The sequence below is a fragment of the Microbispora sp. H10830 genome (assembly GCF_014161375.1).
Lineage (GTDB): Bacteria > Actinomycetota > Actinomycetes > Streptosporangiales > Streptosporangiaceae > Microbispora > Microbispora catharanthi.
On the sequence record NZ_JABBWX010000002.1, the window covers coordinates 851,427 to 875,699 of the forward strand.

Sequence of the window (24,273 nt, forward strand, 5' to 3'; positions counted from 1 at the left end):
CGAGGCTCAGTGCCTCGAACGGCGTGCGCCCATCGTTGTCGATCACCAGACGACGTACGGCCCGCCGGGGTGGGGCGGGCCGTACACGGGGAGATCAGGCCACGGGCTCGGGCTCGCCGACACCGTCGCCGACGTCGTCGACCGTACGGCGGGGCCCGGCGAACCAGTGCTTGGCCGACAGGTGCCACCACAGGGCGATGCCGATGAGCACGGCGCCCACGGCGATGGGGGCGTAGTTCACCGACGTCCAGGTGAAGTCCTTGTTGCCCGGCACGCCCGCGGGGGCGATGGGCAGGATGAAGTAGATCGAGATGATCGCGATCTCGATCACGGCGATCCAGGACAGCGCCTTGTACTTGCGCCCGAGGGTCCACGGCCCGGGCTGGAAGGAGTCGCCGGCGCGCAGGCGCAGCCAGATCGGGATGAGGAACGCGAGGTAGAGCCCGATCACCGCGATGGACACCACGGCGAGGAACGCCACGGGGGTCGTCGTGCCCTCGGGCGCGTAGAGCGCGGGCAGTGTGATCAGCAGCGCGACCCCGCAACCGCCGATGATCGCGTTGACCGGCGTGCGGTTGCGGTCGACCTTCGACCACAGCCGCCAGCCCGGCACCGCGCCGTCGCGGGAGAACGCGTACGTCATCCGCGACATCGAGGTCACGCAGCTCATGCCGCAGAAGAACTGCCCGACCGTGGAGATGCCGAAGATGACGGTGGCGAGGGTGGACGAAAGCGACGAGGTGAAGATGGCCCCGACGAAGCCGCCCTCGGCGTCGACGGCGCCCACGTTCGTGGCCGCGAACAGGAACGACAGCAGCAGGATCCAGCCGCCGATCGCGGAGTAGAAGATCGACTGCCACAGTCCCTTGGCCGCCGTGCGGGCCGCGCCGTGGGTCTCCTCCGACACGTGGGCGCAGGCGTCGAAGCCGGTGATCGTGTACTGCGTGAGCAGGAAGCCCAGCGGCAGCACGTACAGCCAGAACGCCGGACCCGAGCCGCCGTCGCCGAAACCGGAGTGGTTGAAGGTCTCGAACAGGAAGCCCACGCTCTGGTGCTTCGACGGGCCGAAGATCAGGATCAGCACGACGGCCGCCGCGCCGAACACGTGCCACCACACCGAGACGTTCTGCAGCAGTGAGATCAGGCGGTGGCTGAAGATGTTGATCAACGCGTGCAGCACCAGGACGATCGCGAACAGCAGGAACGTCTGCCGCAGCGCGTTGCCGTTCGCCCAGGAGTCGCTGAACCGGCCGATCGTGATGTTCAGGAACGTCGCGCAGCCGTAGTCGACCGACGCGGTCACCGCGATCAGGCCGATCAGGTTGAGCCAGCCGGTGAACCAGCCGTGGACCGGCCTGCCCAGCTTCGCGGCCCACCAGTAGATGCCGCCCGCCGTGGGGTACGCGGAGACCAGCTCCGCCATGCAGAACCCGATGATCAGGATGAACGCCGAGATCAGCGGCCAGCCGATCGAGATCGCAAGGGGCCCGCCGTTGTTCCACGCCTGGCTGAAGGTGGTGAAACACCCGGCCAGGATCGAGATGATGGAGAAGGAGATCGCGAAGTTGGAGAACCCGCTCCAGGTGCGGGCCAGTTCCTGCTTGTAGCCGAGTTCCGCTAGTCGTTTGGCGTCGTCGTCGAGGGCTTGCGCCACTGAGGCCTCCTCTAACTGGTGCGGAGTTTCCGGACGCCGTCGAGCAGGCGTCCGAAGCGTGGATCCCCGAGGTCGCGTACGGCTTGGGCGAACTTGTCGGCGGCCTCGGCGGAGTAGTCGAATCCGGGCAGGGCCCCGCCGCGGACCAGCCCCTCGTGGATGACGAACCAGAGCGTCCAGGTGAGGTTGGACATGATCAGGTTCAGCCGCACCCGGGGGACGTGCCCGTCGTCTCCGAAGTAGGCCCGCGTGAGCCGTACGACCTGGTCGGGGTCGAAGTCGGACTCGGCGGCGATGTCCCCCAGCTCGAAACAGGGGTCGTTGTCGCCGGAGAGCTGGTAGTCGACGATCCGGACGCCGTCGCCGGTGGCGATCAGGTTCTCGGCCAGCAGGTCGTTGTGGCAGGGGACCGTGGGAAGCGGGCGCCGGGCCAGCGCCGCCTCGATGTCGGCCGCGACCGGCAGCACGTTCTCGTATCCGGCGGGAAGGGCCAGGCCGTGGGCACGGCACCGCGCCACGTACTCCCGGAGCTTGTCGAAGATCGAGAAGTCGTTGCCGAAGCGGGGGCCGGCGTGCAGGCGGCGGCAGGCGTCCGCCACCTCCTCGATCCGCGCGGCCACGGCCGGGGCGTCGAGGGTGACCCCCTCGACGTACTCCAGGAGGAGGACGCCCGGCAGCACGTGGACGACGCGGGGGCCGATCCCGGACGACGCCGCGGCGACCGTGTTGGCGATCTCCTGGTCGAGCGGGATGCCGAGTCCGGTCTCGGCGATGCGCGGGTCGAGCACCCGCAGGAGCCAGCGGTCGCCGTCCTCGCTGTCGACCCTGGCGATGTGGTGGCTGAGCCCGCCCTTGATCGTCGTGAAGGTCAGCGGCCGCCCGGCCCAGGCCGTGACGAGATCCATTGCGTCTGCGACGGGATCTGGCATGCCCGGCTCCTTTTGGTCTACCTTCAGACCATTGATCCGATTGTCTGGGCCGGGTGTTACAGGACGGTACCGATGTCGCAACTTCCCGCAGACGCCCGCGCCGTCGTCATCGGCGGCGGAGTGGCCGGATGCAGCGTCGCCTATCACCTCGCCCGGCTCGGCTGGACCGACGTGGTCCTGGTCGAGCGGCACGACCTCACCGAGGGCACGACCTGGCACTCCGCCGGCTTCGTCGGCCAGCTCAGGTCCACCGTCACGCAGACCCGCATGATCATGTACTCGGCCGGTCTCTATCCGGAGTTGCGCGAGCTGACCGGGCTCGATCCGGGCTGGCACGGCGTGGGCGGCCTGCGCCTGGCCACCACCCCCGAGCGCATGGAGGAACTGCTGCGCCAGGCCGGGGCCGCCGAGACGTACGGGCTCGACCTGGAGGTGCTCGACCCCCGGGGCACGCTCGACCGGCTGCCGCTGCTGGAGGTGGGCGACGTCCTCGGGGCGCTGTGGCTGCCCGGGGACGGGTGGCTCGACCCGGCCCGGCTCGGTCACGCCCTGGCCGAGGGCGCCCGCACGCTCGGCGTACGGATCTTCACCGGAGTGGAGGTCACCGGTGTCGACGTCCACGACGGCCGCGTGACCGCCGTACGGCTGCGCGGCGAGGACGGCGACCACGTCGTGCGCACGGAGACCGTCGTCAACGCGGCGGGGGCGGCGGCCGGGGTGGTCGGCCGGATGGCCGGGGCCGACATCCCGATCGTGCCGATCAAGCACCAGTACGTGGTGACCCCGGCGTCCGGTGTCCCTGCGGACACGCCGACCGTCCGGGACCCGGACAACATCGTGTACTTCCGCGAGGAGGACGGCGGCATCCTCGTGGGCGGCTACATCAGGAGCCCGCAGGTCTGGGACGCCGACCGGCCTCTGTCCGAGCCCCGCACCCTCTTCGCGCCCGACATGGCGAAGTTCCGCGAGTCGTGGGGCTCGGCGGTCCGCCGGGTGCCGTCACTGAAGCCGGTCGGGGACGGCGACGACCCGGCGGCGTTCCGCAGGGTCGTGCACGGACCGGAGGCGTTCACGCCCGACGGTGAGTTCCTGCTGGGGGAGACCGCGGTCGCCGGGCTGTGGGTGGCGGCCGGCTTCTGCGTGCACGGCCTGGCCGCCGCCGGCGGCGTGGGCAAGGTCATGGCCGAGTGGATCGTCGAGGGCGCTCCCGAATATGACGTCTTCGGCATGGACGTGCGCCGTTTCGGGGGGCATGCCCGATCCGCACGCTGGGCCCGCGCCCGCGCCCTGGACTCCTACAGCACGTACTACGACATCGTCTATCCCGGTGAGCAGCGCACCGCCGCCCGGCCGCTGCGCCGTTCGCCTGCCTGGGTGCGGCACGAGGCGCTGGGCGCGTCCTTCGGCGAGAAGGCCGGTTGGGAGCGGGTCGACTGGTACCCGCCCACGTCGGACGCCGAGACTGTACGGACCGAACGGCCGAGGGGCTGGGCGGGCCGCATATGGTCTCCCGCGATTCGCGAGGAGTGCCTGGCGCCGCGGGACGCCGCGGGACTGTTCGATCAGACGTCCTTCGCCAAGCTGGAAATATCCGGATCTGTCGCCGACCTGGAACGGCTCGCGGGTAACACGCTGGACCGGCCGGTCGGCTCGGTCGTCTACACCCAGTTGCTCAACCGGCGCGGCGGCGTCGAGGCGGACGTGACCGTGACCCGGCTGGCGGAGGACCGGTTCCGCCTCGTCACCGGCACCGCGTTCGGGGTCCACGACGCCGCGCTGCTGCGCCGTCACGGGCTCGCGGTCGCCGATGTCACCTCCGCCTACGCGTGCTACTGCCTGTGGGGGCCTCGCGCGTACGAGATCCTGGCGTCGCTGACCGGCGACGACCTGACCTTCGGCTACCTGCGGGCCGCCGAGATCGGCGTCGGGCACGTCCCGGTGCTCGCCCAGCGGGTCACGTTCGTGGGCGAGTTCGGCTGGGAGCTCTACTGCCCGGCCGAGTACGGGCTGACGCTGTGGGACGCCCTCATGGAGGCGGGCCTGCCGCACGGCATGCGGCCGGCGGGCTACCGCGCGCTCGACTCGCTGCGGCTGGAGAAGGGCTACCGCGTCTGGGGCCTCGACGTCACGCCCGAGACCACCCCGCTGGAGGCCGGGCTCGGCTTCGCCGTACGGCCGGAGCGCCGGGCCGCCCTGCCACGTCCCCGTACGGCGCTGCGCTGCCTGGTGCTCGACGACGAGCGTGACGTCTGCCTGGGGGGCGAGCCCGTCCGGCTCGACGGCCGTCCGGTATCCCGCGTGACCAGCGGCGGGTTCGGCCACCGGGTCGGCCGCTCGATCGCGTACGCCTATCTGCCGGTCACGGTGGGGCCCGGCGAACGCGTCGAGGTGGGCGTCAACGGCCGCCGCGTGGGCGCCACCGTCACCCGTGAGCCGCTCTACGACCCGGACGGCTCCCGCGTCAAGGCCGAGCCCTGGGCGGCAGCCGGCGGATGACCGGTCACGGGGGCAGCTCGCCGCGGGTGGGCAGGCCCTGCCAGGAGCTGTGGCTGGCGACCGCGAAGGCGGCCACCGAGATGCCGCGCTTGAGGCGGTCCGACGGGTGCAGCCCGTCCAGGATCGCGCTGAGGTAGCCCGCGACGAACGCGCCGCCGACCTCGGAGGGATCGACCGCGGTCACGGGGGCGGCCTGGGTGTCGTAGCGCAGGCCCTCGATGGTGGCGCTGGCTCCCTTGGCGCCCCGGGTCACGACCAGTTCGGGCGTGGACGCGAGCACGGGCTCCACGAGCATGAGCTCGTCCTGGGTCGCGAAGAGCACGTCGGCCGAGGCGGCGAGCTCCGTGAGCCCCTGCCGGGCCTCCTCCACGCTCTGCCACAGGTTCGCGCGGTGGTTGACGTCCACGGAGACGAGCACGCCGGCGTCCCTGGCGATCTTGACGGCATGGTGGACGGCGCTCCAGGCGAGGCCGCTCAGCCCGAGGGTGACGCCGGTGACGTGCAGGATCCGCGCCGACTGGACGGCCTCACCGGGCACGTCGCCGGTCGACAGGTGCGACCCGGCCGAACCCTCCCGGTAGTGGACGGCGTGCGACGAACGGCCGATGCGCCGCTGGCGGAGGATCAGCCCGGTCGCCGCGGTCTCGTCCACGCGTACGTGGGAGACGTCCACGCCTTCGCCGCGCAGCACGGTCAGCGTGCGCATGCCCAGTTCGTCGGCGCTGACCCGGCCCAGCCAGCTCACCGTGTGGCCGAGCCGGGCCAGGCCGACCGCCGTCGTCAGCTCGGGCCCCTCCACGTCGAGGCGGATGGTCATGTCATGCCGGAGCCGGTCGCCGGAGACGACGCCCAATGCCTCTCCGAGCGTGAAAACCTCGGTCATGCCGTAAGTCCGCGGGATCGCACCCGGAAAGCATGACAGAGCCTGATCCGCCCGGGAAAGTCCTCGCTCAGGCGCCGAACGCGTCCACGGCGGCCTGGCAGAAGGCCTTCAGGTCGTCCGGCTTCCGGCTGGTCACCAGGGTGTTCGGGCCACCCGTGCAGACCATGACCTCCTGGTCCACCCAGGTCGCCCCCGCGTTGCGCAGGTCGGTCTGGAGGCTGGGCCACGAGGTCAGCGTGCGCCCGCGCACCACGTCGGCCTCCACGAGGGTCCACGGCGCGTGGCAGATCGCCGCGACCGGCTTGCCCGCGTCGAAGAACTCCTTGACGAACCGTACGGCCTCCGGCCGCATCCGCAGGAAGTCGGGGTTGGCGACCCCGCCGGGGAGGACCAGCCCGTCGAATTCGGCGGCGGAGACCTCCCCGGCCACGGCGTCCACGGGGAAGGTGCCGGCCTTGTCGAGGTGGTTGAACGCCTGGATCTCCCCGCGCTCCACCGAGACCAGCCTCGGCGTGCCGCCCGCCTGCTGGACGGCCTGCCACGGCTCGGTGAGCTCGACCTGCTCGACCCCTTCGGGGGCGACGAGGAATGCGATCGTCTTGCCCTGGATCATCGTGCTCCCCTTTCGTCGCGTTTTTGCTTGTTCTTGACGTCGCGTGCCCCGTTGACCGCGATCTATGCCGTCCGCTGGGTAGGGGAGGGACATGCCCGTGCTGGTGGGGACCTCTGGGTGGCAGTACGCCGACTGGCGCGACCTCGTCTACGGCGGCGTACCCCAGCGACTGTGGCTGGAGAGCTACGGCGAGATCTTCGCCACGGTCGAGAACAACAACGCCTTCTATCGGCTGCCGAAGCGGGAGACGTTCGAGTCGTGGCGGGAGCGCACGCCGCCCGACTTCGTCATGGCGGTCAAGGCCAGCCGCTTCCTGACGCACATCAAGCGGCTGAAGGACCCGGAGGAGCCGGTCGAGCGGCTGATGGGCGTGGCCGAGGGCCTCGGCCGGAAGCTGGGGCCCATCCTGCTGCAACTGCCGCCGACCCTGCAGGTGGACGCCGGGCGGCTGCGGGCCTGCCTGGCCCGGTTTCCGCGTGCCGTACGGGTCGCCGTCGAGCCGCGGCACGCCTCGTGGTGGACCGACGAGATCCGCGCCCTGCTGACCGAGTTCGGGGCGGCGTTGTGCTGGGCGGACCGGCTCGGCCGGCCGGCCGGGCCCCTGTGGCGTACGGCCGACTGGGTCTACCTGCGCTTCCACGAGGGAGGGGCGGAACCCTGGCCCAACTACGGGCGGCGTGCGCTGCGCAGTTGGGTGGACCGCCTGGGGGACGTGCCGGACGCCTACGTCTACTTCAACAACGACCCCGGTGGCGCCGCCGTGCGCAACGCGATCACGTTCGCGGAGCTGGCGTGCGCGCAGGGGCGGGACGTCAGCAGGGCTCGGCTCCCCGAGCGGGCCCCCGAGCCCGTCCGGTCATGACCGGACGGGCGAGTGTCACCCCCGGCATGACGGATCAGGCGCGGCGCTCGTCGGACGCGTGACGCCCGCCCGCCACCAGCTGGTCGGGGGACGACTGCTGGGCGGGTACGGAGAGGCGGTTGTGCGGTGCGGTGGGACGCTCGGCCCGCTCCGCGCGCTCGGCCCGGTCGTCGACGCCGTCGCGGTCCCGGTCGACCTTCGGATACTGCTTGGTGACGGGCTCGGCGGCCGGGGCGGACGCCGAGGTGGCCGAGGTCGTCGAGGTCGTCGAGGTCGTCTCGAGACGGCGCTCCAGGTCGCGCTTCTCGGCCTCCAGGCGGGACACGCGGTCCCGCTCCGCCAGGCGCGTCTCACGCATCCGGCGGCGCTTGACGGCGGCACGGCGCATGCCGCCGGTGATGAGCAGCAGGCCGGCGACGAACACGGCGGCGGTCACGACGCCGGCGATGAACAGCTCGAACGGGCTGAGATTGAACGTACGGTCCAGGACCGTGATCGGCATGGTGTTCGCGGTGTCGTTGACCGACACCTCGATGACGGCCGCCGCCGCGATCAGGATCAGAAGCAGGCCCAATAAGACCATCTGCCCTCACTCCCAAATACTGGTTGCCGTGCGGTTGCGATTCGTGGACGCTTCTCCGACTGCCCGCAGGGACGCGGATCATGTGCGTCGGGTCACAGCAGGGCCAAGGCAAAGGATGCGCGTTAACACCGTGTTCACAAACGGGCAAAAGCTACGAAATCCCAGAACGGCAATCTCGACGTGGCGGACGAACGCCAGGCCGCCTCGTTCGAAAGGGATCGACGTGACCTACAAGGCCGAGTACATCTGGATCGACGGCACGGAGCCGACCGCGAAGCTCCGCTCCAAGACCAAGGTCCTTGCCGACGGCGCCGAGCCGCCGCTGTGGGGCTTCGACGGGTCCAGCACCAACCAGGCCACCGGTCACTCCTCCGACTTGGTGCTCAAGCCGGTGTTCACCTGCCCCGACCCGATCCGCGGCGGTGACAACGTGCTGGTCATGTGCGAGGTCCTGCACACCGACATGACCCCGCACGCCAGCAACACCCGCGCCCCGCTCGTCGAGGTGGCCGAGCGGTTCGCCGAGCAGGACTCGTGGTTCGGCATCGAGCAGGAGTACACCTTCTTCAAGGAGGGCCGCCCGCTCGGCTTCCCGCTGGGCGGCTTCCCCGCCCCGCAGGGCGGCTACTACTGCGGGGTCGGCGCCGACGAGGTGTTCGGCCGTGACATCGTCGAGCTGCACCTCGACCGCTGCCTGGCCGCCGGCCTCGCGATCTCCGGCATCAACGCCGAGGTCATGCCCGGCCAGTGGGAGTTCCAGGTGGGGCCCGCGGGTCCGCTGGAGGTCGGCGACCACATGTGGGTCGCCCGCTGGCTGCTCTACCGCACCGCCGAGGAGTTCGACGTCGCCGCCACGCTCGACCCGAAGCCGGTGAAGGGCGACTGGAACGGCGCGGGCGCGCACACCAACTTCTCCACCAAGGCCATGCGTGAGGGTTACGACCCGATCATCACCGCGTGCGAGGCCCTGGCCGACAACGCCATGGAGCACGTCAAGAACTACGGCCACGGCATCGAGGACCGCCTCACCGGCCACCACGAGACCGCCCCGTGGGACAAGTTCAGCTACGGCGTCTCCGACCGCGGCGCCTCGGTCCGCATCCCGTGGCAGGTCGAGGTGGACAAGAAGGGCTACATCGAGGACCGGCGCCCCAACGCCAACGTCGACCCCTACGTCGTCGCCCGCCTGATGGTCGACACCTGCTGCACCGCTCTGGAGAAGGCCGGCCAGGTCTGATCCACGAGGCACCGACGGTTCCCCCGTCCTCGTACGGCTCCCGCGTCCCGGCGCGGGAGCCGTACGTGTATACGGTGGCCGCTGTGTCACACAAGACCGGACCCGTCGTCATCGGCCACCGGGGCGCCAGCGCCCTGCGGCCCGAGCACACGCTGTCGTCGTACGAGACGGCGATCGCGCTCGGGGCCGACTACATCGAGCCCGACCTGGTCTCCACCAAGGACCACGTCCTGGTGGCCCGCCACGAGAACGAGATCTCGGGGACCACCGACGTGGCGAGCCACCCCGAGTTCGCCGGCCGCCGCACGACCAAGACCATCGACGGCGTTGCGGTCACCGGCTGGTTCACCGAGGACTTCACACTCGACGAACTGCGCACGCTGCGGGCCGTCGAGCGCATCCCCGACCTGCGCCCCGGCAACGCCGCCTTCGACGGCCTGGCCCCGATCCCGACGTTCGACGAGGTCGTGGAGCTGGCCAGGCGGCACGGCGTGGGCGTGTATCCGGAGACCAAGCACCCCACCTACTTCGCCTCCATCGGCCTGCCGCTGGAGGGGCCGCTGCTCGACGTGCTGGGCCGGCACGGCTGGCGCGACCGGCACGACCCGGTCTTCATCCAGTCGTTCGAAGCGGCCAACCTGCGCGAGCTGCGCGGGAAGACCCGGCTGCCGCTGATCCAGCTCGTCGGCGGCTCCGGCGCCCCGTACGACCGGATGGTCACGCCCGATGGGCTCGCGGAGGTCGCGACGTACGCGGACGGCATCGGCGTGGCGACCTCGCGGGTCGTCCCCACGGGACCCGACGGCCGCCTCCTCGCCCCCACGACGCTGGTGCGGGACGCTCACCGGGCCGGGCTCGACGTGCACGTGTGGACCGTGCGCGACGAGAACGCCCAGCTCCCGGCCGACTTCAGGCGAGGCGACCCGGCCTCTCCTGCGTACGCGCGGGCGACCGGCGACGTGATGGGCTGGCTGGCGATGCTCTACGACCTCGGCGTGGACGGCGTCTTCGCCGACAACCCCGGCACGGCCCGGGCCGTGCTGTCCGCGACGTCCACGGCCGCACGGACGAAGGCGGCGATCTCAGGCCGGGGGTAGCGCCCTCGTGTCCGGCCGGGTCGTGATCGTCAGGCCGAAGTGTCCTAAGTTGACAATGATTTTCATTTGCGAGACATTTGGAAGGGATGTTTCCCCTGATGCACTGACTTTGATATGCCGACTCGAGGATTCGTCGTGCTCTCGCCGCTCGCCCGTACGTTGTCGTCCGCCGCCCTGCTCGTGCTGTTCGCCGCCGGGTGCGGCGGCGGGGACAGGCCCCCTTCCCCTTCCGATCCGGCCCAGCCGCTGAAGGTGGTGGCGACCACCACGCAGGTGGCCGACTTCGCCCGCAACGTCGGTGGCGACCGGGTCAGGGTCCACCAGTTGCTCAAGCCGAACGTCGATCCCCACGACTACGAGCCGTCCCCGGCGGACATGCAGGCCATCGCCGAGGCCGACGTGCTCGTCAAGAACGGGGTGGACCTGGAGAGATGGCTGGACGAGACGATCTCGGCCGCCGGTTTCGACGGGCCGGTCGTCGACGCCTCCCGGGGCGTACGGATCCGCAACGGCGATCCGCACATCTGGCACAACCCGCTGAACGTCAAGACGATGGCCGCCACGATCGAGAAGGGGTTCGCCGCCGCGGATCCGGGCGACGCCGCGGCCTACCAGGCCAACCGGGTGGCGTACGACGCGAAGCTGGACGCGCTCGACGGCGAGATCGCCAAGAAGATCGAGTCGATCCCCGCCGACCGGCGCAAGCTCGTGACCAACCACGACGCCTTCGGCTACTACCTCGACCGTTACAAGCTGACGTTCGTCGGCTCGATCATCCCGAGCTTCGACACCTCGGCCGAGCTGTCCGCCAAGCAGGTGTCCGACCTCGTCGCCAAGATCAAGGCGACCGGGGTGGCCGCGATCTTCTCGGAGGCGTCGCTGCCGCCCAAGACGGCCGAGGCGATCGGCCGGGAGGCCGGAGTGACCGTCGTGGCCGGGGAGGACGCGCTGTACGGCGACTCGCTGGGCCCCGAGGGGTCGGCCGGTGCGACCTACCTGCAAATGGAGGAGCACAATACCGACACCATCGTCAACGCGTTGAGGGGGACCGCCGCATGAGCGAGCGCGCGCCGACCCTGGTGCTCGACCGGGCGAGCGTGGCCTACGGCGACGTCCCGGTCCTGGAAGAACTGGACGGCGTCGTCCACGAGGGCGAGGCCGTGGCGCTGATCGGTCCGAACGGCGCCGGGAAGTCCACGTTCATCAAGGCGCTGCTCGGCCTGGTGCCGGTCGTGCGCGGCCGGATCGAGGTGCTGGGCCGGCCCCCGGCGCAGGCCCGCCGCGACGTCGCCTACGTGCCGCAGGCCGACACGCTCGACCCGGACTTCCCGGTGTCGGTCGAGCAGGTGGTGATGATGGGCCGCTACCGGCGGATCGGCTGGCTGCGCCGCCCCTCCGCCGCCGACCGGGCCGAGGTGGCCGACGCCCTGGAGCGGGTCGGGCTGGCCGGGCGGGCCCGCGACCGGTTCGGCACGCTGTCGGGCGGGCAGCGCCAGCGGGTGCTGCTGGCCAGGGCCATCGCCGCCAAGCCGCGGATGCTGCTGCTCGACGAGCCGTTCAACGGCGTGGACGCGGTCAGCCAGCACGCGTTGCTGGAGGCGATCGGTGCGCTGAAGGCGCAGGGCGCCTCCGTCGTCGTCAGCACCCACGACCTCGCCATCGCGCACCTCGCCTGCGACGAGGTGTGCCTGCTCAACCGGCACCAGTTCGGGTTCGGCCCGACCGGCGACGTGCTGACGCCCGAGCGGCTGCGCGCGACGTACGGCGGGCACGCGCTCGAACTGCGCGGCGACCGCGTGATCGTGACCCAGACATGATTCTCTTCGAACCCTTCCACCTGCCGTTCATGGCCCGCGCGCTGGTCGAACTGGTCGTCCTCGGCGCGCTCGCGGGCACGGTCGGCGTGCTGGTGCTGTTGCGCCGGCTCGCCTTCGTCAGCGACACCCTGACGCACACCGTCTTTCCCGGAGTGGTCATCGGCCACCTCATGGCCGGAGACGGCGGCATCTTCTGGGGCGCGCTGGCCGCCGGGGTCCTCACGGCCGTCCTGCTCACGCTGCTCACCCAGCGCCGCCGGGTGAGCGAGGACGCCGCGCTCGCCATGCTGCTGACGACGCTGTTCGCGGTCGGCGTGGTGCTGGTGTCGCGGCAGACGGGCTTCACCTCCGACCTCACCGCGTTCCTGTTCGGGCGGGTGCTGACGGTCACCGAGGCGCAGCTCGCGCAGACCGCCGTCGTGGCGGTCGTGGTCGTGGCGTTGCTGGCGGTGCTGCGGCGGCCGCTGCTGCTGCGCGCCTTCGACCCCGAGGGCGCCCAGGCGGCCGGTGTGCGCGTGGGCCTGCTCGACCTCGTGCTGAACGTCGCGGTCGCGCTGGTCGTCGTGGCCGCCGTCAAGGCGGTCGGCACGGTCCTCGTGATCGCGCTGCTCATCGTGCCGGCCGCGGCGGCGCGCAGCCTGTCGGACCGGCTCGCGGTCATCGTGCCGCTGGCCTGCCTCGTCGGCGCGGCCGCCGGGTGGCTCGGGCTCGTCGTGAGCTACGAGGCGTCGGTCGGATACGGCGTCAGGCTCGCCTCCGGCGCGACCGTGGTGCTCGTCCTGGTGGCGATGTACGGCCTGGCCCACGCCGCCGGGTTCGTCCGCAGGAAGGCGGGCCTGAGCCGGGCCCGCCGCCGCTCGGTCCTGGAGGCGGCGTGAACTGGCTCGACTCCACCGTCCACCGGGCCCTCGTCGAGGCCGTCCTGGTCGGCGCCCTGGGAGGGGTGGTCGGGGTCTTCGTGATCGCGCGGCGGCTGCCGTTCTTCACGATGGCCCTGACGCACGCGACGTTCCCCGGCATCGTCGTCGCCGCCCTGCTCGGGGTGAACCTCTACCTCGGCGGTGGGCTGTTCGGGCTGCTGGTGGTCGCCGCCGTCCTCGTGTTCGGCCGGGGCCGGGGGCAGGACTTCACCACGGCCACCGGCATCGCGCTGTCGGGCGGCTTCGCGCTCGGCGTGGTGCTGGTGTCGGCCCAGGACGGCTTCACCAAGGACCTGGCGGCCTACACGGTGGGCGACGTCCTCGCCGTCGGCACGGGCGACCTGGTGGCGACCACCGCCGTCGCCGCGGGCGTGCTGCTCCTGCTCGCCCTGGTGGGCAAGGAACTGCTGCTCGCGGCGTTCGACCCGGTGGGGGCGGCGGCGCTCGGGCTGCCCACCGTGCTGCTGGACTTCGCGCTGCTCGCGGTCGTCGAGGTGACCGTGGTCGCCACGGTGCCCGCGCTGGGGACGATCCTCGCCGTGGCGCTGATCGTGGGCCCGGCCGCGACCGCCCGCCTGCTCACCGACAGGCTCGCGCCGCTGTTCCCGCTCGCCGCCGCGATCGGGGTCGCGTGCGCCCTTGCGGGCGTGTGGGTCTCCACGCAGTGGAACGTCGCGACCGGGGCCTCCATCGCCCTGTTCGTGGGTCTGGTGTTCGGGGCGGTCTTCCTCGGCACCGCCGTACGCGGCCGGGTCAGGCGGGCCGCGGCCGTCAGGGCTTGATCGTCAGAGCTTGATCGTCAGGGCTTGAGCAGCACCTTGATCGCGCCGTCCTCCTTCTTCTGGAAGATCTCGTAGCCGTGCGGGGCCTGGTCGAGCGGCAGGCGGTGGGTCGCCAGGTCCTCGACCCCCAGGGGATCGCCGTCGCCGGTGAGGAGCGGCATGAGATCGTCCACCCACCGCTTGACGTGAGCCTGGCCCATCCTGAGCGTGACGCCCTTGTCGAACAGCTGCAGCATGGGCATGGGGTCGGTCATCCCGCCGTACACACCGCTGATCGAGATCGTGCCGCCGCGGCGTACGGTCTCGATGGCGTCCTGCAGGGCGGCGAGCCGGTCGAGGCCGGCCCGGGTCATCATGGCGGCGGCGGCCTTGTCGGGCAGCATCCCGGTGACCGTCTGGGCGAGCTTGCCCACGGTGTAGCCGTGCGCCTCCATGCCGACGGCGTCGATCACCGAGTCGGTGCCCCGGCCTCCGGTCATCGACCGGATCGCCTCGGGCACCTCGTCGGTCTCGTTCCCGTCGATCACCTCGATGCCGTGCCGCCGGGCCATCTCCAGGCGTTCGGGGACGATGTCCACGCCGATCACCCGGTAGCCGCGGTGGCGTGCGATGCGGGCGGACATCTGCCCGATCGGGCCGAGGCCGAAGACCGTGACGCTGCCGCCGTCGGGCACCTCGGCCCACTCGACGGCCTGCCAGGAGGTGGGCAGCACGTCGGAGAGGTAGACGAACCTCTCATCCGGCGGCCCGTGCGGCACCTTGATCGGCCCGAAGTGCGCCTGCGGGACGCGCAGGTATTGCGCCTGGCCGCCGGGCACCTCGCCGTACAGCTTCGTGTAGCCGAAGAGCGCGGCGCCCGTGTCGTACTCACGGACCTGGGTGGTCTCACACTGGGCGTACAACGCGCGGTCGCACATGTAGCAGTGGCCGCACGAGATGTTGAACGGGATCACGACGCGGTCGCCGGGGGAGATGTGGGTGACCTCCGCGCCGACCTCCTCGACGATGCCCATCGGCTCGTGGCCGAGGACGTCGCCCTCGCCGATGAACGGGCCGAGCACCTCGTAGAGGTGCAGATCGGAGCCGCAGATCGCGGTCGTGGTGACCCGGATGATCGCGTCGGTGGGTTCCTTGATGGCCGGGTCGGGGACCTCCTCCACCCGTACGTCGCGCTTGCCGTGCCAGGTAACTGCCTTCATGGTCTCCCCGTATGCCCTGCTTCCGGCGGGGGAAACGGTGTCCCTGTCTGTCAGAGGTGCAGCACGCTGCCCTGGTCGTCCACCTGGTCGGCGTTGTCGTCGTCGAACCACACGCCGCCCGTCGCGAGGTAGCGGAACCGGTGCGCGCCGGGCGGGAGGATCACCGACACGGTACGGGTGCCGTTCCTGCGCCGCAGCAGTTCGTGGCGGCCGGGCAGCCACTCGTTGAAGTCGCCCACCACGCTGACCGTCCCCGAGGGCTCGTCAACGGGCAGGGTGAAAGTGATTCGGGTCTTCTGCCCGAACAGCCTGGTGCGCTTGAGCATGCCGCATAGCCTGGCGTATCACACCTAAAGGAAGAAACAAGTACACACAGGACGTAACACAATATTCACGGCCTTTTCAGAGCGCGTGCCCGACCCCGCAGAGGAACCACGTGGGCAGGTGGCGACGGGCCTGCCGGGCGAGCAGGTTCTCGTCGTCGGGCCGCCAGTCGTCGAGCGGGACGAGCCCCGGTTCGATGAGCTGGAAACCGTCGAACAGCTCGTGGATCTGCTCGCGGCTCCGCAGCGTGACACCGCTGCTGGCCTGCCGGTAGACGGCCGCCCCCTCGCGGGCGTCGCCGGCCCGTTCCTCGTCGGTGACGTGCGACAGCACGAGGTGGCTTCCCGGGGCGACGGACTCCCTGAGGCGGGCCACGAGCTCCGTCGGCTTGTCGTCGTCGGAGAGGAAGTGCACCACGGCCACGAGCAGGATCGCGACCGGCTCCGCGAGGTCGATCACCGACCGCAGCTCCGGCTCGGCCAGGATCTCCTCGGGGCGCCGCAGGTCCCCCTGCACGGTGACGGTGGTGGCGGCGGTGCCCGACAACAGGGCCCGGGAGTGCGCGAGTACGACCGGGTCGTTGTCCACGTACGCCACCCGGACGCCGGGGTCCATCTCGTGTGCCACCTCGTGGACGCTGCCCTCGGTCGGCAGCCCGGTGCCGATGTCCACGAACTGCCGGATCCCGGCCTCGGCCACCAGGTGGCGTACGGCCCGGCGCAGGAAGGCGCGGTTGCGGCGGGCGAGCGCGGGGGCCTCGGGCGCGACCTGCATGACCCGCTCGGCGGCTTCCCGGTCGGCCGCGAAATTGTCCTTTCCGCCGAGAAAGTAGTTGTACATGCGCGCGGGATTGGGGACGCGCGCATCGATACCGGGTGGCGGCGCGTCATCAGCCACGCAACATCTCCTCACTCACGGTAGTAAAGAGGACTTGGTGCGAGCATAAGGGCCGCCGGGAAAAAACCCAACGAAGAACGCCATAACTCTGTGACTCCACCTATCGGGCCGCGGGAGACCTAGGACCATCGTCCGATGTGGGGGCGTGGTTCGGAGCTCTATAACGGGACACATGTACGCCATTCGACTTCACGCCTTCGGTCCCGTCGAGAATCTCGTCTACGAGGAGGTCGAGGATCCCGAGCCGGGGCCCGGCCAGGTCCGCGTGGCCGTACGGGCGGCGGGGGTGCACCTGGTCGACACCACGTTGCGGGCCGGGAAGTACGCCGGCGGCCCGATCCCCGTCCCCGACCTGCCCACGATCCCCGGCCGGGAGGTCGCCGGGGTCGTCGACGCCGTCGGCCCGGGGGCCGATCCCGGCCTGGTCGGCAGGCGGGTGGTGACCCACCTCGGCATGGCTCCCGGCGGCTATGCCGAACTGGCCGTACGGGACGCCTCGGCGATCCACGAGATCCCGGACGGTCTCGGGTACGGCGAGGCGGTGGCGATGATCGGCACCGGCCGGACGACCATGGGCATCCTCGACGTCGCGGAGATCCGGGCGGACGACGTCGTCCTGGTGACGGCGGCGGCCGGGGGCATCGGCAACCTGCTCGTGCAGGCGGCGGTGGGGGCCGGCGCCACGGTCGTCGGGCTCGCGGGCGGCGAGGAGAAGACCCGCCGGGTGCTGACGCTGGGGGCACACCACGCCGTCGACTACACCGCTCCCGGCTGGCCCGACGAGGTGAGGGCGCTTCTCGGCGACCGGGAGATCACGCTGGCGCTCGACGGCGTCGGTGGGGACCTCGGGCGCACGACCCTGGAGTTGCTCGGCGTCGGCGGCAGGATCGTGCTGTTCGGCTGGGCGGACGCGCAGGGCGGCCCGACCGCGCTGACCACGGAGGACCTGTACGCGCGCGGCATCACCGCGGCGGTGGCCGTCGGCCCCCGGGTGCTGAAGCGGCCGGGCGGCCTGCGGGGCCTGGAGGAGCGGGCGCTGGCGGCCGCGGGGTCGGGCGCGCTGGTCCCGCTGGTGCAGAGCTTCCCGCTCAAGGACGCCGCCGCCGCGCACGCCGCCCTGGAGACCCGCGCGACCACGGGCAAGGTGGTGCTCGTCCCCTGAGCCCCGTCAGGCCACGAGCACGGGGTGGGGGAGCACCGAGTTGTGGCAGTAGCCGAGGTCGTTCCAGGGGGTGGCCTCGGGCTGAGAGCGGCCGTGCTCGTCGGTGGCCCGCACTCGCACGACATGCGCGCCGGGGGAGGGATCCCAGGGGAACCGCCAGCGGGTCCAGACGCCCGCGAGGTCGGGCCCGTCGAGGGCGGCAGGCCGCCAGGGGCCGTCGTCGATCCGGTAGTCGACGGCGGCGACGCGGTCCTCCCCTGCGTACGCCCGGCCGCGGATCGTCTGCGGGCCTGGGGGCAGTCGCCCGGGCCAGGGCAGCTCGACCAGGCTCGCGACCGGCGTGGAGGTGATCGGCGCGGCCGGCCGGCCGGGGGCGACGACCACGTAGTCCTCGGTGTTCCACGGCACGCGCAGCGGCCCGTCGGACACCTCGATCCGGCCCACCCACTTGATGCTCGCCGCGCCGAGCCAGCCGGAGACCACCACGCGGGCGGGGAAGCCGTGGTCGGGCGGCAGGATCTCGCCGTTCATGGCGAGCACGAGCAGGGTGTCGGGGGCCAGGGCCTTGGCGAGGGGCATCGGGCGGCGCCCGCGCGCCTCGTCGAGCCCTTCCGGCATCACCTCGACGGCGGCGTCCGTCAGGCCCGCCGGTTCGAGCAGGTCGCGCAGCGGGATCCCGGTCCACTCGGCGGTCGCGATCGCGCCGCGGCCCCATTGCACCCCGCCGAAGCGGTGGCCGTGCTCCGCGCCGAAGAGGGCGCGCCGGTTGCCCGCGCACTCCAGCGTGCGGACGACGGACACGAGCGGAAACCGGCGCCACAGGTCGTCGTAGGTGTAACGGACGGTGCGGCGCACACCGCCGCCCTCGACGCGCAGCGTCCAGGTTCTCGCGTCGAGACGGGGGGTCGGGGCGTGGTTGCGGACGAAGAAACGGTCAAGGGGAGTGAGCAGGCCCGGCAGGCGGTCGGGCCGGGTGCCGTAGTCGAGGCCGGTGCCCGCGTCCTCCATGAGGGCGCCGATGACCGGCTTCACCACCGCCGTGCGGATGTCGCGTGTCGTACGCATCGGCCCTTCCCTTCCGGACCGACGCGGTGACGGCCGTCAGCCCAGGTCGTGGCTCGCCCGCTGGGCCTGACGCTGCGCCCAGGACGCGAGGCGCGACCAGCGCCTGGCCGCGACCAGGCGGCTGGCGACGCGTGCGTTGTCGGCCTCGCGGTGCAACTCGGTGACGCGCTCGGTGGCCAGGGAGTAGTCGTAGAACATCATTACCGTCCAGGTCGCCGTTGTAACTGTCTTAAATTTCTTTGGCAGTTACCAAGGTACGGCAAAGGGGCGTAACTGGTCAAGTTGATTTGGGCAGTTACGAGAGCCTGGCCCGCTGGGCGTCGTACGCGGTGACCACGGTGTCGAGCAGGCCGGGGAAGAGGGCGTCGAGGTCCTCGCGGCGCAGGGAGCTCATCTTCGCCGTCCCCCGGTAGACCTGCCTGATCACGCCCGCCTCGCGGAGCACCCGGAAGTGATGGGTGGTCGTCGACTTGCTGACCGCGAGGTCGATCGCCGAGCAGGAGGACTCGCCGCCGGCGGCAAGGAAGCGCACCACCTGCAGGCGTACGGGGTCGGAGAGCGCGTGCAGCACGTCCTCCAGCCGGATCTCGGACCGGTCCGGATGGTCGAGCGTCCGGGGCTGAGGGGTCATCGGGCCTCCTCTTGTACGAAGGTCTTCGTAGTTTGACACATGGCGTACTACGAGAGCTATCGTACAAGGGTCCCGATGAGAGGAGCGCGGCGTGAGCGCGTTGTTCGAGCCCCTGACCCTGCGGAACCTGACCATTCCCAACCGCGCCTGGATGTCGCCGATGTGCCAGTACAGCGCGGCCGTGGAGGGGCCGGGGCAGGGCGTGCCCACCGACTGGCATCTCACCCATCTCGGCTCCCGGGCGGTGGGCGGGGCCGGGCTGATCATGGTCGAGGCCACCGCCGTGTCCCCCGAGGGCCGGATCAGCCCCGCCGACCTGGGGCTGTGGAACGAGCGCCAACAAGCACAGTTCGGCCGCATCACCCGGTTCCTCACCGAGCACGGCGCGGTGCCCGGCATCCAGCTCGCCCACGCCGGGCGCAAGGCGTCCACCGACCGTCCGTGGCGCGGCGGCGCGCCGGTCGGCCCCGACGACCACGGCTGGCGGCCGGTCGCGCCCAGCCCGATCCCGTTCGACGAGGGCCACCCGGTGCCGGACGAGCTGAGCGAGGCGGACATCCGGCGGCTGGTGGACGGCTTCGCGGCGGCCGCGCGCCGCGCGCTCGCGGCCGGCTTCCGGGTGGTGGAGATCCACGGCGCCCACGGCTACCTGATCCACGAGTTCCTGTCGCCGTTCAGCAACCGGCGCACCGACGCGTACGGCGGCTCCTTCGCCGGCCGCGCCCGCTTCGCGCTGGAGGTGGTCGACGCGGTGCGCGCCGAGTGGCCGGACGAGCTGCCGGTGTTCTTCCGGGTCTCGGCCACCGACTGGCTGAGCGAGAACCCCGAGGACCCCCGCGAGGGCTGGACGGCCGACGACACCGTGCGGCTGGCCAAGGAGCTGCTCGCCCACGGAGTGGACCTGCTCGACGTCTCGACGGGCGGCAACGCGCCGAAGGCCCGGATCCCCGTGGAGCCGGGATATCAGGTGCCGTTCGCGGCCCGGGTGAAGGCGGAGACCGATCTGCCCACGTCGGCCGTCGGCCTCATCACCGAGCCGCGCCAGGCGGAGGAGATCGTCGCCTCCGGGCGGGCCGACGCGGTCATGCTCGGCCGTGAGCTGCTGCGCAACCCCTACTGGCCGAACCTCGCGGCGCGCGAGCTGGGGGCGGCCGGGCGCCGGCCCGACCAGTACCACCGCGCCGTCTGACTGGCGCGGACATGGGTAGGGGTGGCCGTATGGCAGAGATCGGTTTCACCCTTATGTGCGAGCAGACGCCCGCGAAGGAGCTGGTGGAGGACGCGGTCACCGCCGAGCGCGTGGGCTTCGACTACGCGGTCATCTCCGACCACTACTTCCCGTGGCTGGAGGAGATGGGCCACTCTCCGTACGCCTGGTCGGTGCTGGGCGCGGCGGCGCAGGCCACCGAACGGCTGCCGCTGATGACATACGTGACGTGCCCGATCATGCGCTATCACCCGGCGGTGGTGGCGCAGAAGGCGGCCACGATGGGAGCGCTCAGCGACGGCCGCTTCACCCTCGGCGTGGGCGCGGGCGAGAACCTGAACGAGCACGTGGTGGGGCACGGCTGGCCGCCGGTCAACACCCGGCACGAGATGTTCCGCGAGGCCATCGAGGTCATCAAGGAGCTCTTCCAGGGCGGTTACCGCAACTACCGCGGCGAGTACTTCGACATCGACTCGGCCCGGCTGTTCGACCTGCCGGAACGGCCGGTGCCCATCGCGGTCGCCGCGTCCGGCGAGCAGTCGGTGGACATCGCGGCCGAGCTCGCCGACGGCCTCGTGGCGACCGACCCGGACGGGTCGCTGGTGGAGAAGTTCGCCGCGTCCGGCGGCGAGGGCAAGCCCGTCTACGGCCAGCTGGCCGTCTGCTACGACCCTGACAAGGACGCCGCGGTCGAGCGGGCGCACCGCCTGTGGCGCTGGTCGGTGGCAGGCTGGAAGGTCATGTCGGAGCTGCCCGCGCCGGTCAACTTCGCCGCCGCGACCGAGACCGTACGGCCGGAGGACGTGGCGGAGAAGGTGCCCTGCGGCGCGGACGTCGGCGCCGTGGTCGAGGCCGTGCGGCAGTACACCGAGGCCGGTTTCACCCACCTCGCGATCGTGCAGGTCGGACGGGAGCGCCAGCGGGAGTTCTTCGAGTGGTCGGAGAAGGAACTGCTTCCCGCGCTGCGCGACCTGTAGGACGCGACGCGTATGATCGCCGTCGGCACGCGGATGGGAGGAACGATGCCCGAGCGCACGCAGACGGTGACGATCGCGGACGGCGGCTTCGACCTGCGCCTGTGGATTCCGGAGCGGGGGAGCGGCCCGGGGCTGCTGCTGATCCCGGAGATCTGGGGCGTGAGCGACTACATCAGGGCGGTCGCCGCCGACCTCGCCGAGCTCGGTTACGTCGTGGGCGTGCCGGACCTGTTCTGGCGGCTGCGGCCCGGCTGGGCGGCCGCTCACGACGAGGAGGGGCTGCGCGCCTCGCTGGAGCTGTCGGCGGATCTGGACCCTGAGAAGGCCGCGGACGACTGCGCCGCCGCGCTGGCCGCGCTCGCGGCCCGGCCCGAGGTGACGGGCGGGACCGGCGCGCTCGGTTTCTGCCTCGGCGGCTCGCTGGCCTACGCGGTCGCGGCCGGCGCCGGCGGGAGCGGCCTGTCGGCCGTGGTGTCCTTCTACGGCTCGGCCGTGCCGGACGCGCCGCAGCTGATGGGCGACGTCCGCTGCCCGATCCAGTTCCACTTCGGCGGCCGGGACCCCTACATCCCCCGCGACAGGGTGGCGGTCGTGGAGGAGGCGGCGGCCGGACGGCCGAACGTGGAGGTCCACGTCCAGGAGGAGGCCGGCCACGCCTTCCACAACTTCTTCGCGCCGATGTTCCACAACCCGGAGGCGGGCCGTACGGCGTGGGGGCTGGCCATGGACTTCCTGCGCCGTCACCTCCCGGCGGCCTGAGCCTCCCGCCTCCAGGGGAGCGCGGGCAGTCCGCACCGCACACGCAGGACCATCCAGAAGGCCGGGGCGAGCAGCAGCACGGCGACCAGCGCCCAGACGGTCTGGGTGTTGCCGGCGCCGAACATCTTCAGCGCCGACGCGAGCAGCACGAACGCCAGGACGCGGCGGATCAGCCCGCCGGGGGCGCGCGAGGAGATCCGCGAGCCGAGGTAGACGCCGGGGATGGAGCCCACCAGCAGCGCGACCGTGACCGACAGCGTGAACTCGCCGAACAGCAGGTGTCCGAGCGCGGCCGACATGACGAGCGGCACGGCCTGGACCAGGTCGGTCCCGACCAGCTGGTTGGCCTTCAACGCGGGGTAGAGCGCCAGCAGGGCCACGATGATGAGTGAGCCTGAGCCGACCGAGGTGAGGCCGACCACCAGCCCGCCGACGGCCCCCACCAGCGCGGTCGGCAGCGGCCGTACGGTGACGGAGGGCATCTCGGTCGCGGCCGGTTCGCCGGGGGCGGCGGTGCGGCGGCCGGTCGCGGGGGTGCGGCCCTCGGCGCGGTCGCGCATCGCGAGGTAGCCGCGCACGGCCAGGCCCCCGGCCGCGATGAGCAGGGCGATGCCGAGGCCCTTCTGGATCACCTCCTGCACGGCCTCGCCCTTGCCCAGGGCGCGGGCGATGAGCACTCCGCAGAACGCCGCGGGGACCGAGCCGGCGCACAGCCAGGCGACGAGCCGCAGGTTGACCGTCCCCCGGCGCAGGTGCACGAGGCTGCCCACCGGTTTCATGACGGCGGCGGCGACGAGGTCGCTGGAGACGGCGGCGAGGGGCGGCACGCCGAAGAAGGTCACGAGCATGGGCGTCATCAGGGCGCCGCCGCCCATGCCGGTGAGGCCGACGACGACGGCGACCAGGAACGAGCCGATCGCCATGGTGTAGTCGAAATGCACCCGCTAACCCTACCTAACCCATCGGAATTATGGATACCCCCCTGCCGTGGTGAACCTTTCTCCGCTGAACCGGTTCGGCCGATCCGTCGCGGCCTACCCCGCGACGGGCCGCTCACCCGTGCCAGGCTGCGCTTTCTCGCCCCGGTCGGGACTCGTGAAGGTCGCGAGGGGGTCATGCCGGTGATCGCCCGTTGACGTGGTGGTCGCCCACCGAATACCTTGGCCGGACCTTATCCGGTTAAGTGGCGCGTTCGTCAGGCACGAGGCGGGAGTCAGCGTGGTTGAGTGGCCGGGGACCCGGCGATGACCGTCCTCGCGGTGGACATCGGCGGCACGAAGTTCGCGGCCGCGGCCGTCGCGCCCGACGGCGAGATGCTGGCCCGCGCCGAGGTGCCGCTGCGCGGCCCGGGATCGGCCGACCGGACGCTGTCGGAGGTCGTGGGCCGGATCACCGAGCGCGTGCCGCCCGCCCGCCTCGACGGGATCGGGGTCGGCTCGGCCGGGCCGCTCGACCCGCGCAGGGGCACCGTCAGCCCGGTGAACATCCCGGCCTGGCGCGAGTTCCCGCTGGTGGACACGCTCGGCGAGGTGCTGCCCGGCCGGCCTGTACGGCTCGCGGGCGACGCCCAGTGCATGGCGCTCGGGGAGTGGTGGCGCGGCCTGAGCGAGGACGGTGCGGCGCGGAGCCGGGCCATGCTCGGCATGGTGGTCTCCACCGGCGTCGGCGGGGGCTTCGTCCTCGACGGCGTGCCGTACGTCGGCCCGACCGGCAACGCCGGGCACATCGGCCACATCACGGTCGACCCCGGCGGCGAGCCGTGCCCCTGCGGCGGCGTCGGCTGCGTCGAGACCATCGCGAGCGGGCCCGGCATGGTCCGGTGGGCCGCCGCGAACGGCTGGACCGGTGCGGACGCGCGGGCGCTGGCCGCCGACGCCCGGGCCGGGCACCCCACCGCCACACTCGCCTTCCGGCGCGCGGCCGGCGCGCTGGCCACCGCCGTGCTCACGGCGTCCGCCCTGTTCGACCTCGACCACGTCGTCATCGGAGGGGGCGTGGCCGCTGCGGGGCCGATCCTGTTCGACCCGCTCAGGCAGGCGATCGAGAGGAACGCCGGGCTCGGCTTCCTGCGGCGCCTGCGGGTGGACCCGACCTCCCTGGGCCGCGACGCCGGGCTGTTCGGCGCCGCCGCCCTCGTCCTGTTGCAGGACGACGACCCGGGCACCTGATCGGCCCGGGC

General features: G+C 71.8%; 25 protein-coding genes. 13 read left to right on the top strand and 12 right to left on the bottom strand.

Translation table 11 applies throughout. The annotated features are described in order from the left end of the window. Window positions 1-94: 94 nt before the first annotated feature. Together HHX35_RS08905 and HHX35_RS08910 are read right to left on the bottom strand one after the other, a co-directional pair. Entirely contained in the window at window positions 95-1,654 is a 1,560-nt protein-coding gene (locus tag HHX35_RS08905; RefSeq protein WP_182898325.1) for an amino acid permease, read from the bottom strand. Between the two features lie 11 nt (window positions 1,655-1,665). Next, complete coding sequence (locus tag HHX35_RS08910; RefSeq protein WP_182898326.1) at window positions 1,666-2,583, bottom strand: choline/ethanolamine kinase family protein; 918 nt, start codon at window positions 2,581-2,583, stop codon at window positions 1,666-1,668. Window positions 2,584-2,655: 72 nt separating this feature from the next. On the opposite strand from HHX35_RS08910, the gene HHX35_RS08915 reads away from it, so the two are divergent. Then, window positions 2,656-5,079 carry an FAD-dependent oxidoreductase gene (locus HHX35_RS08915; protein WP_182898327.1) on the top strand — a complete coding sequence of 808 codons (2,424 nt, stop codon included), beginning with the start codon at window positions 2,656-2,658 and terminating at the stop codon, window positions 5,077-5,079. Window positions 5,080-5,083: 4 nt separating this feature from the next. Here the strand turns inward: HHX35_RS08915 and HHX35_RS08920 are convergent, their stop codons facing one another. Both HHX35_RS08920 and HHX35_RS08925 read right to left on the bottom strand, forming a co-directional pair. After that, window positions 5,084-5,962 carry a sugar kinase gene (locus tag HHX35_RS08920; RefSeq protein WP_182898328.1) on the bottom strand — a complete coding sequence of 293 codons (879 nt, stop codon included), beginning with the start codon at window positions 5,960-5,962 and terminating at the stop codon, window positions 5,084-5,086. Window positions 5,963-6,029: 67 nt separating this feature from the next. Continuing rightward, on the bottom strand, window positions 6,030-6,575 hold the full coding sequence (locus HHX35_RS08925; RefSeq protein ID WP_182898329.1) for a type 1 glutamine amidotransferase domain-containing protein: 546 nt from the start codon (window positions 6,573-6,575) through the stop codon (window positions 6,030-6,032). A gap of 91 nt (window positions 6,576-6,666) precedes the next feature. Between HHX35_RS08925 and HHX35_RS08930 the strand changes: the two genes are divergently transcribed. After that, window positions 6,667-7,437, top strand: coding sequence for a DUF72 domain-containing protein (locus tag HHX35_RS08930; protein WP_139579926.1), 771 nt, complete (start codon window positions 6,667-6,669; stop codon window positions 7,435-7,437). Window positions 7,438-7,471: 34 nt separating this feature from the next. On the opposite strand, the gene HHX35_RS08935 is transcribed toward HHX35_RS08930, so the two are convergent. Further along, on the bottom strand, window positions 7,472-8,020 hold the full coding sequence (locus HHX35_RS08935; protein WP_182898330.1) for a hypothetical protein: 549 nt from the start codon (window positions 8,018-8,020) through the stop codon (window positions 7,472-7,474). Window positions 8,021-8,243: 223 nt separating this feature from the next. On the opposite strand from HHX35_RS08935, the gene glnII reads away from it, so the two are divergent. The 6 genes from glnII (at window position 8,244) to HHX35_RS08965 (ending at window position 13,873) form a co-directional block, all read left to right on the top strand. Continuing rightward, window positions 8,244-9,257 (top strand): glutamine synthetase, encoded by a 1,014-nt coding sequence (gene glnII, locus HHX35_RS08940; RefSeq protein ID WP_182898331.1) that lies wholly within the window; start codon window positions 8,244-8,246, stop codon window positions 9,255-9,257. Between the two features lie 83 nt (window positions 9,258-9,340). Then, a complete protein-coding gene (locus HHX35_RS08945; RefSeq protein WP_310738968.1) occupies window positions 9,341-10,354 on the top strand; it encodes a glycerophosphodiester phosphodiesterase in 1,014 nt (337 codons plus the stop codon). A gap of 135 nt (window positions 10,355-10,489) precedes the next feature. Beyond that, complete coding sequence (locus HHX35_RS08950) at window positions 10,490-11,413, top strand: metal ABC transporter substrate-binding protein (RefSeq protein ID WP_310738969.1); 924 nt, start codon at window positions 10,490-10,492, stop codon at window positions 11,411-11,413. Beyond that, window positions 11,410-12,171 carry a metal ABC transporter ATP-binding protein gene (locus HHX35_RS08955; protein WP_182898333.1) on the top strand — a complete coding sequence of 254 codons (762 nt, stop codon included), beginning with the start codon at window positions 11,410-11,412 and terminating at the stop codon, window positions 12,169-12,171. Before HHX35_RS08950 ends, HHX35_RS08955 begins: the two co-directional genes overlap by 4 nt. Beyond that, entirely contained in the window at window positions 12,168-13,049 is an 882-nt protein-coding gene (locus tag HHX35_RS08960; protein WP_182898334.1) for a metal ABC transporter permease, read from the top strand. Before HHX35_RS08955 ends, HHX35_RS08960 begins: the two co-directional genes overlap by 4 nt. Then, the gene (locus tag HHX35_RS08965; RefSeq protein WP_139579933.1) at window positions 13,046-13,873 is read left to right on the top strand and encodes a metal ABC transporter permease; all 828 of its coding nucleotides are present in this window, start codon (window positions 13,046-13,048) and stop codon (window positions 13,871-13,873) included. Before HHX35_RS08960 ends, HHX35_RS08965 begins: the two co-directional genes overlap by 4 nt. 17 nt (window positions 13,874-13,890) lie before the next feature. Here the strand turns inward: HHX35_RS08965 and HHX35_RS08970 are convergent, their stop codons facing one another. The 3 genes from HHX35_RS08970 to HHX35_RS08980 form a co-directional block, all read right to left on the bottom strand. Then, the gene (locus tag HHX35_RS08970; RefSeq protein WP_182898335.1) at window positions 13,891-15,072 is read right to left on the bottom strand and encodes a zinc-dependent alcohol dehydrogenase; all 1,182 of its coding nucleotides are present in this window, start codon (window positions 15,070-15,072) and stop codon (window positions 13,891-13,893) included. Window positions 15,073-15,122: 50 nt separating this feature from the next. Beyond that, a complete protein-coding gene (locus HHX35_RS08975) occupies window positions 15,123-15,398 on the bottom strand; it encodes an isoamylase early set domain-containing protein (RefSeq protein ID WP_182898336.1) in 276 nt (91 codons plus the stop codon). A 76-nt stretch (window positions 15,399-15,474) separates the two neighbouring features. Next, window positions 15,475-16,293, bottom strand: a complete 819-nt coding sequence (locus HHX35_RS08980; protein WP_310738970.1) for an SAM-dependent methyltransferase — start codon at window positions 16,291-16,293, stop codon at window positions 15,475-15,477. A 172-nt stretch (window positions 16,294-16,465) separates the two neighbouring features. On the opposite strand from HHX35_RS08980, the gene HHX35_RS08985 reads away from it, so the two are divergent. Continuing rightward, window positions 16,466-17,455: a zinc-binding dehydrogenase gene (locus HHX35_RS08985; RefSeq protein WP_182898337.1), complete on the top strand. Its 990-nt coding sequence runs from the start codon at window positions 16,466-16,468 to the stop codon at window positions 17,453-17,455. 6 nt (window positions 17,456-17,461) lie between these two features. Here HHX35_RS08985 and HHX35_RS08990 read toward each other — a convergent pair whose 3' ends face one another. The 3 genes from HHX35_RS08990 to HHX35_RS09000 all read right to left on the bottom strand — a co-directional run bounded on the left by HHX35_RS08990 (window position 17,462) and on the right by HHX35_RS09000 (window position 19,151). Next, window positions 17,462-18,520 carry a sulfite oxidase gene (locus HHX35_RS08990; RefSeq protein WP_182898338.1) on the bottom strand — a complete coding sequence of 353 codons (1,059 nt, stop codon included), beginning with the start codon at window positions 18,518-18,520 and terminating at the stop codon, window positions 17,462-17,464. A 36-nt stretch (window positions 18,521-18,556) separates the two neighbouring features. Then, window positions 18,557-18,721 carry a hypothetical protein gene (locus tag HHX35_RS08995; RefSeq protein WP_182898339.1) on the bottom strand — a complete coding sequence of 55 codons (165 nt, stop codon included), beginning with the start codon at window positions 18,719-18,721 and terminating at the stop codon, window positions 18,557-18,559. A 94-nt stretch (window positions 18,722-18,815) separates the two neighbouring features. Further along, on the bottom strand, window positions 18,816-19,151 hold the full coding sequence (locus tag HHX35_RS09000; RefSeq protein ID WP_182898340.1) for a helix-turn-helix transcriptional regulator: 336 nt from the start codon (window positions 19,149-19,151) through the stop codon (window positions 18,816-18,818). 91 nt (window positions 19,152-19,242) lie between these two features. Here HHX35_RS09000 and HHX35_RS09005 point away from each other — a divergent pair, with 91 nt between their 5' ends. From HHX35_RS09005 to HHX35_RS09015, 3 genes are read left to right on the top strand one after another with little or no spacing between them, the layout of a single operon-like run. Continuing rightward, the gene (locus HHX35_RS09005; RefSeq protein WP_182898341.1) at window positions 19,243-20,340 is read left to right on the top strand and encodes an NADH:flavin oxidoreductase/NADH oxidase; all 1,098 of its coding nucleotides are present in this window, start codon (window positions 19,243-19,245) and stop codon (window positions 20,338-20,340) included. A 29-nt stretch (window positions 20,341-20,369) separates the two neighbouring features. Then, complete coding sequence (locus HHX35_RS09010; RefSeq protein ID WP_182898342.1) at window positions 20,370-21,335, top strand: LLM class F420-dependent oxidoreductase; 966 nt, start codon at window positions 20,370-20,372, stop codon at window positions 21,333-21,335. A 45-nt stretch (window positions 21,336-21,380) separates the two neighbouring features. After that, window positions 21,381-22,094 carry a dienelactone hydrolase family protein gene (locus HHX35_RS09015; protein WP_182898343.1) on the top strand — a complete coding sequence of 238 codons (714 nt, stop codon included), beginning with the start codon at window positions 21,381-21,383 and terminating at the stop codon, window positions 22,092-22,094. Here the strand turns inward: HHX35_RS09015 and HHX35_RS09020 are convergent. After that, window positions 22,076-23,035, bottom strand: coding sequence for a sulfite exporter TauE/SafE family protein (locus tag HHX35_RS09020; protein WP_310738971.1), 960 nt, complete (start codon window positions 23,033-23,035; stop codon window positions 22,076-22,078). The two genes, HHX35_RS09015 and HHX35_RS09020, sit on opposite strands and share 19 nt — an antisense overlap. A gap of 285 nt (window positions 23,036-23,320) precedes the next feature. Between HHX35_RS09020 and HHX35_RS09025 the strand changes: the two genes are divergently transcribed. Beyond that, on the top strand, window positions 23,321-24,262 hold the full coding sequence (locus tag HHX35_RS09025) for an ROK family protein (RefSeq protein ID WP_310738972.1): 942 nt from the start codon (window positions 23,321-23,323) through the stop codon (window positions 24,260-24,262). Window positions 24,263-24,273: the final 11 nt, after the last annotated feature.

Excerpts from the sequence above, each read along its gene's own strand:
- HHX35_RS08910 (WP_182898326.1), bottom strand. The coding sequence starts at position 2,583 with ATGCCAGATCCCGTCGCAGACGCAATGGATCTCGTCACGGCCTGGGCC.
- HHX35_RS08915 (WP_182898327.1), top strand. The coding sequence starts at position 2,656 with ATGTCGCAACTTCCCGCAGACGCCCGCGCCGTCGTCATCGGCGGCGGA.
- HHX35_RS08920 (WP_182898328.1), bottom strand. The coding sequence starts at position 5,962 with ATGACCGAGGTTTTCACGCTCGGAGAGGCATTGGGCGTCGTCTCCGGC.
- HHX35_RS08925 (WP_182898329.1), bottom strand. The coding sequence starts at position 6,575 with ATGATCCAGGGCAAGACGATCGCATTCCTCGTCGCCCCCGAAGGGGTC.
- HHX35_RS08930 (WP_139579926.1), top strand. The coding sequence starts at position 6,667 with ATGCCCGTGCTGGTGGGGACCTCTGGGTGGCAGTACGCCGACTGGCGC.
- HHX35_RS08935 (WP_182898330.1), bottom strand. The coding sequence starts at position 8,020 with ATGGTCTTATTGGGCCTGCTTCTGATCCTGATCGCGGCGGCGGCCGTC.
- HHX35_RS08955 (WP_182898333.1), top strand. The coding sequence starts at position 11,410 with ATGAGCGAGCGCGCGCCGACCCTGGTGCTCGACCGGGCGAGCGTGGCC.
- HHX35_RS08960 (WP_182898334.1), top strand. The coding sequence starts at position 12,168 with ATGATTCTCTTCGAACCCTTCCACCTGCCGTTCATGGCCCGCGCGCTG.
- HHX35_RS08970 (WP_182898335.1), bottom strand. The coding sequence starts at position 15,072 with ATGAAGGCAGTTACCTGGCACGGCAAGCGCGACGTACGGGTGGAGGAG.
- HHX35_RS08975 (WP_182898336.1), bottom strand. The coding sequence starts at position 15,398 with ATGCTCAAGCGCACCAGGCTGTTCGGGCAGAAGACCCGAATCACTTTC.
- HHX35_RS08985 (WP_182898337.1), top strand. The coding sequence starts at position 16,466 with ATGTACGCCATTCGACTTCACGCCTTCGGTCCCGTCGAGAATCTCGTC.
- HHX35_RS08990 (WP_182898338.1), bottom strand. The coding sequence starts at position 18,520 with ATGCGTACGACACGCGACATCCGCACGGCGGTGGTGAAGCCGGTCATC.
- HHX35_RS08995 (WP_182898339.1), bottom strand. The coding sequence starts at position 18,721 with ATGATGTTCTACGACTACTCCCTGGCCACCGAGCGCGTCACCGAGTTG.
- HHX35_RS09000 (WP_182898340.1), bottom strand. The coding sequence starts at position 19,151 with ATGACCCCTCAGCCCCGGACGCTCGACCATCCGGACCGGTCCGAGATC.
- HHX35_RS09010 (WP_182898342.1), top strand. The coding sequence starts at position 20,370 with ATGGCAGAGATCGGTTTCACCCTTATGTGCGAGCAGACGCCCGCGAAG.
- HHX35_RS09015 (WP_182898343.1), top strand. The coding sequence starts at position 21,381 with ATGCCCGAGCGCACGCAGACGGTGACGATCGCGGACGGCGGCTTCGAC.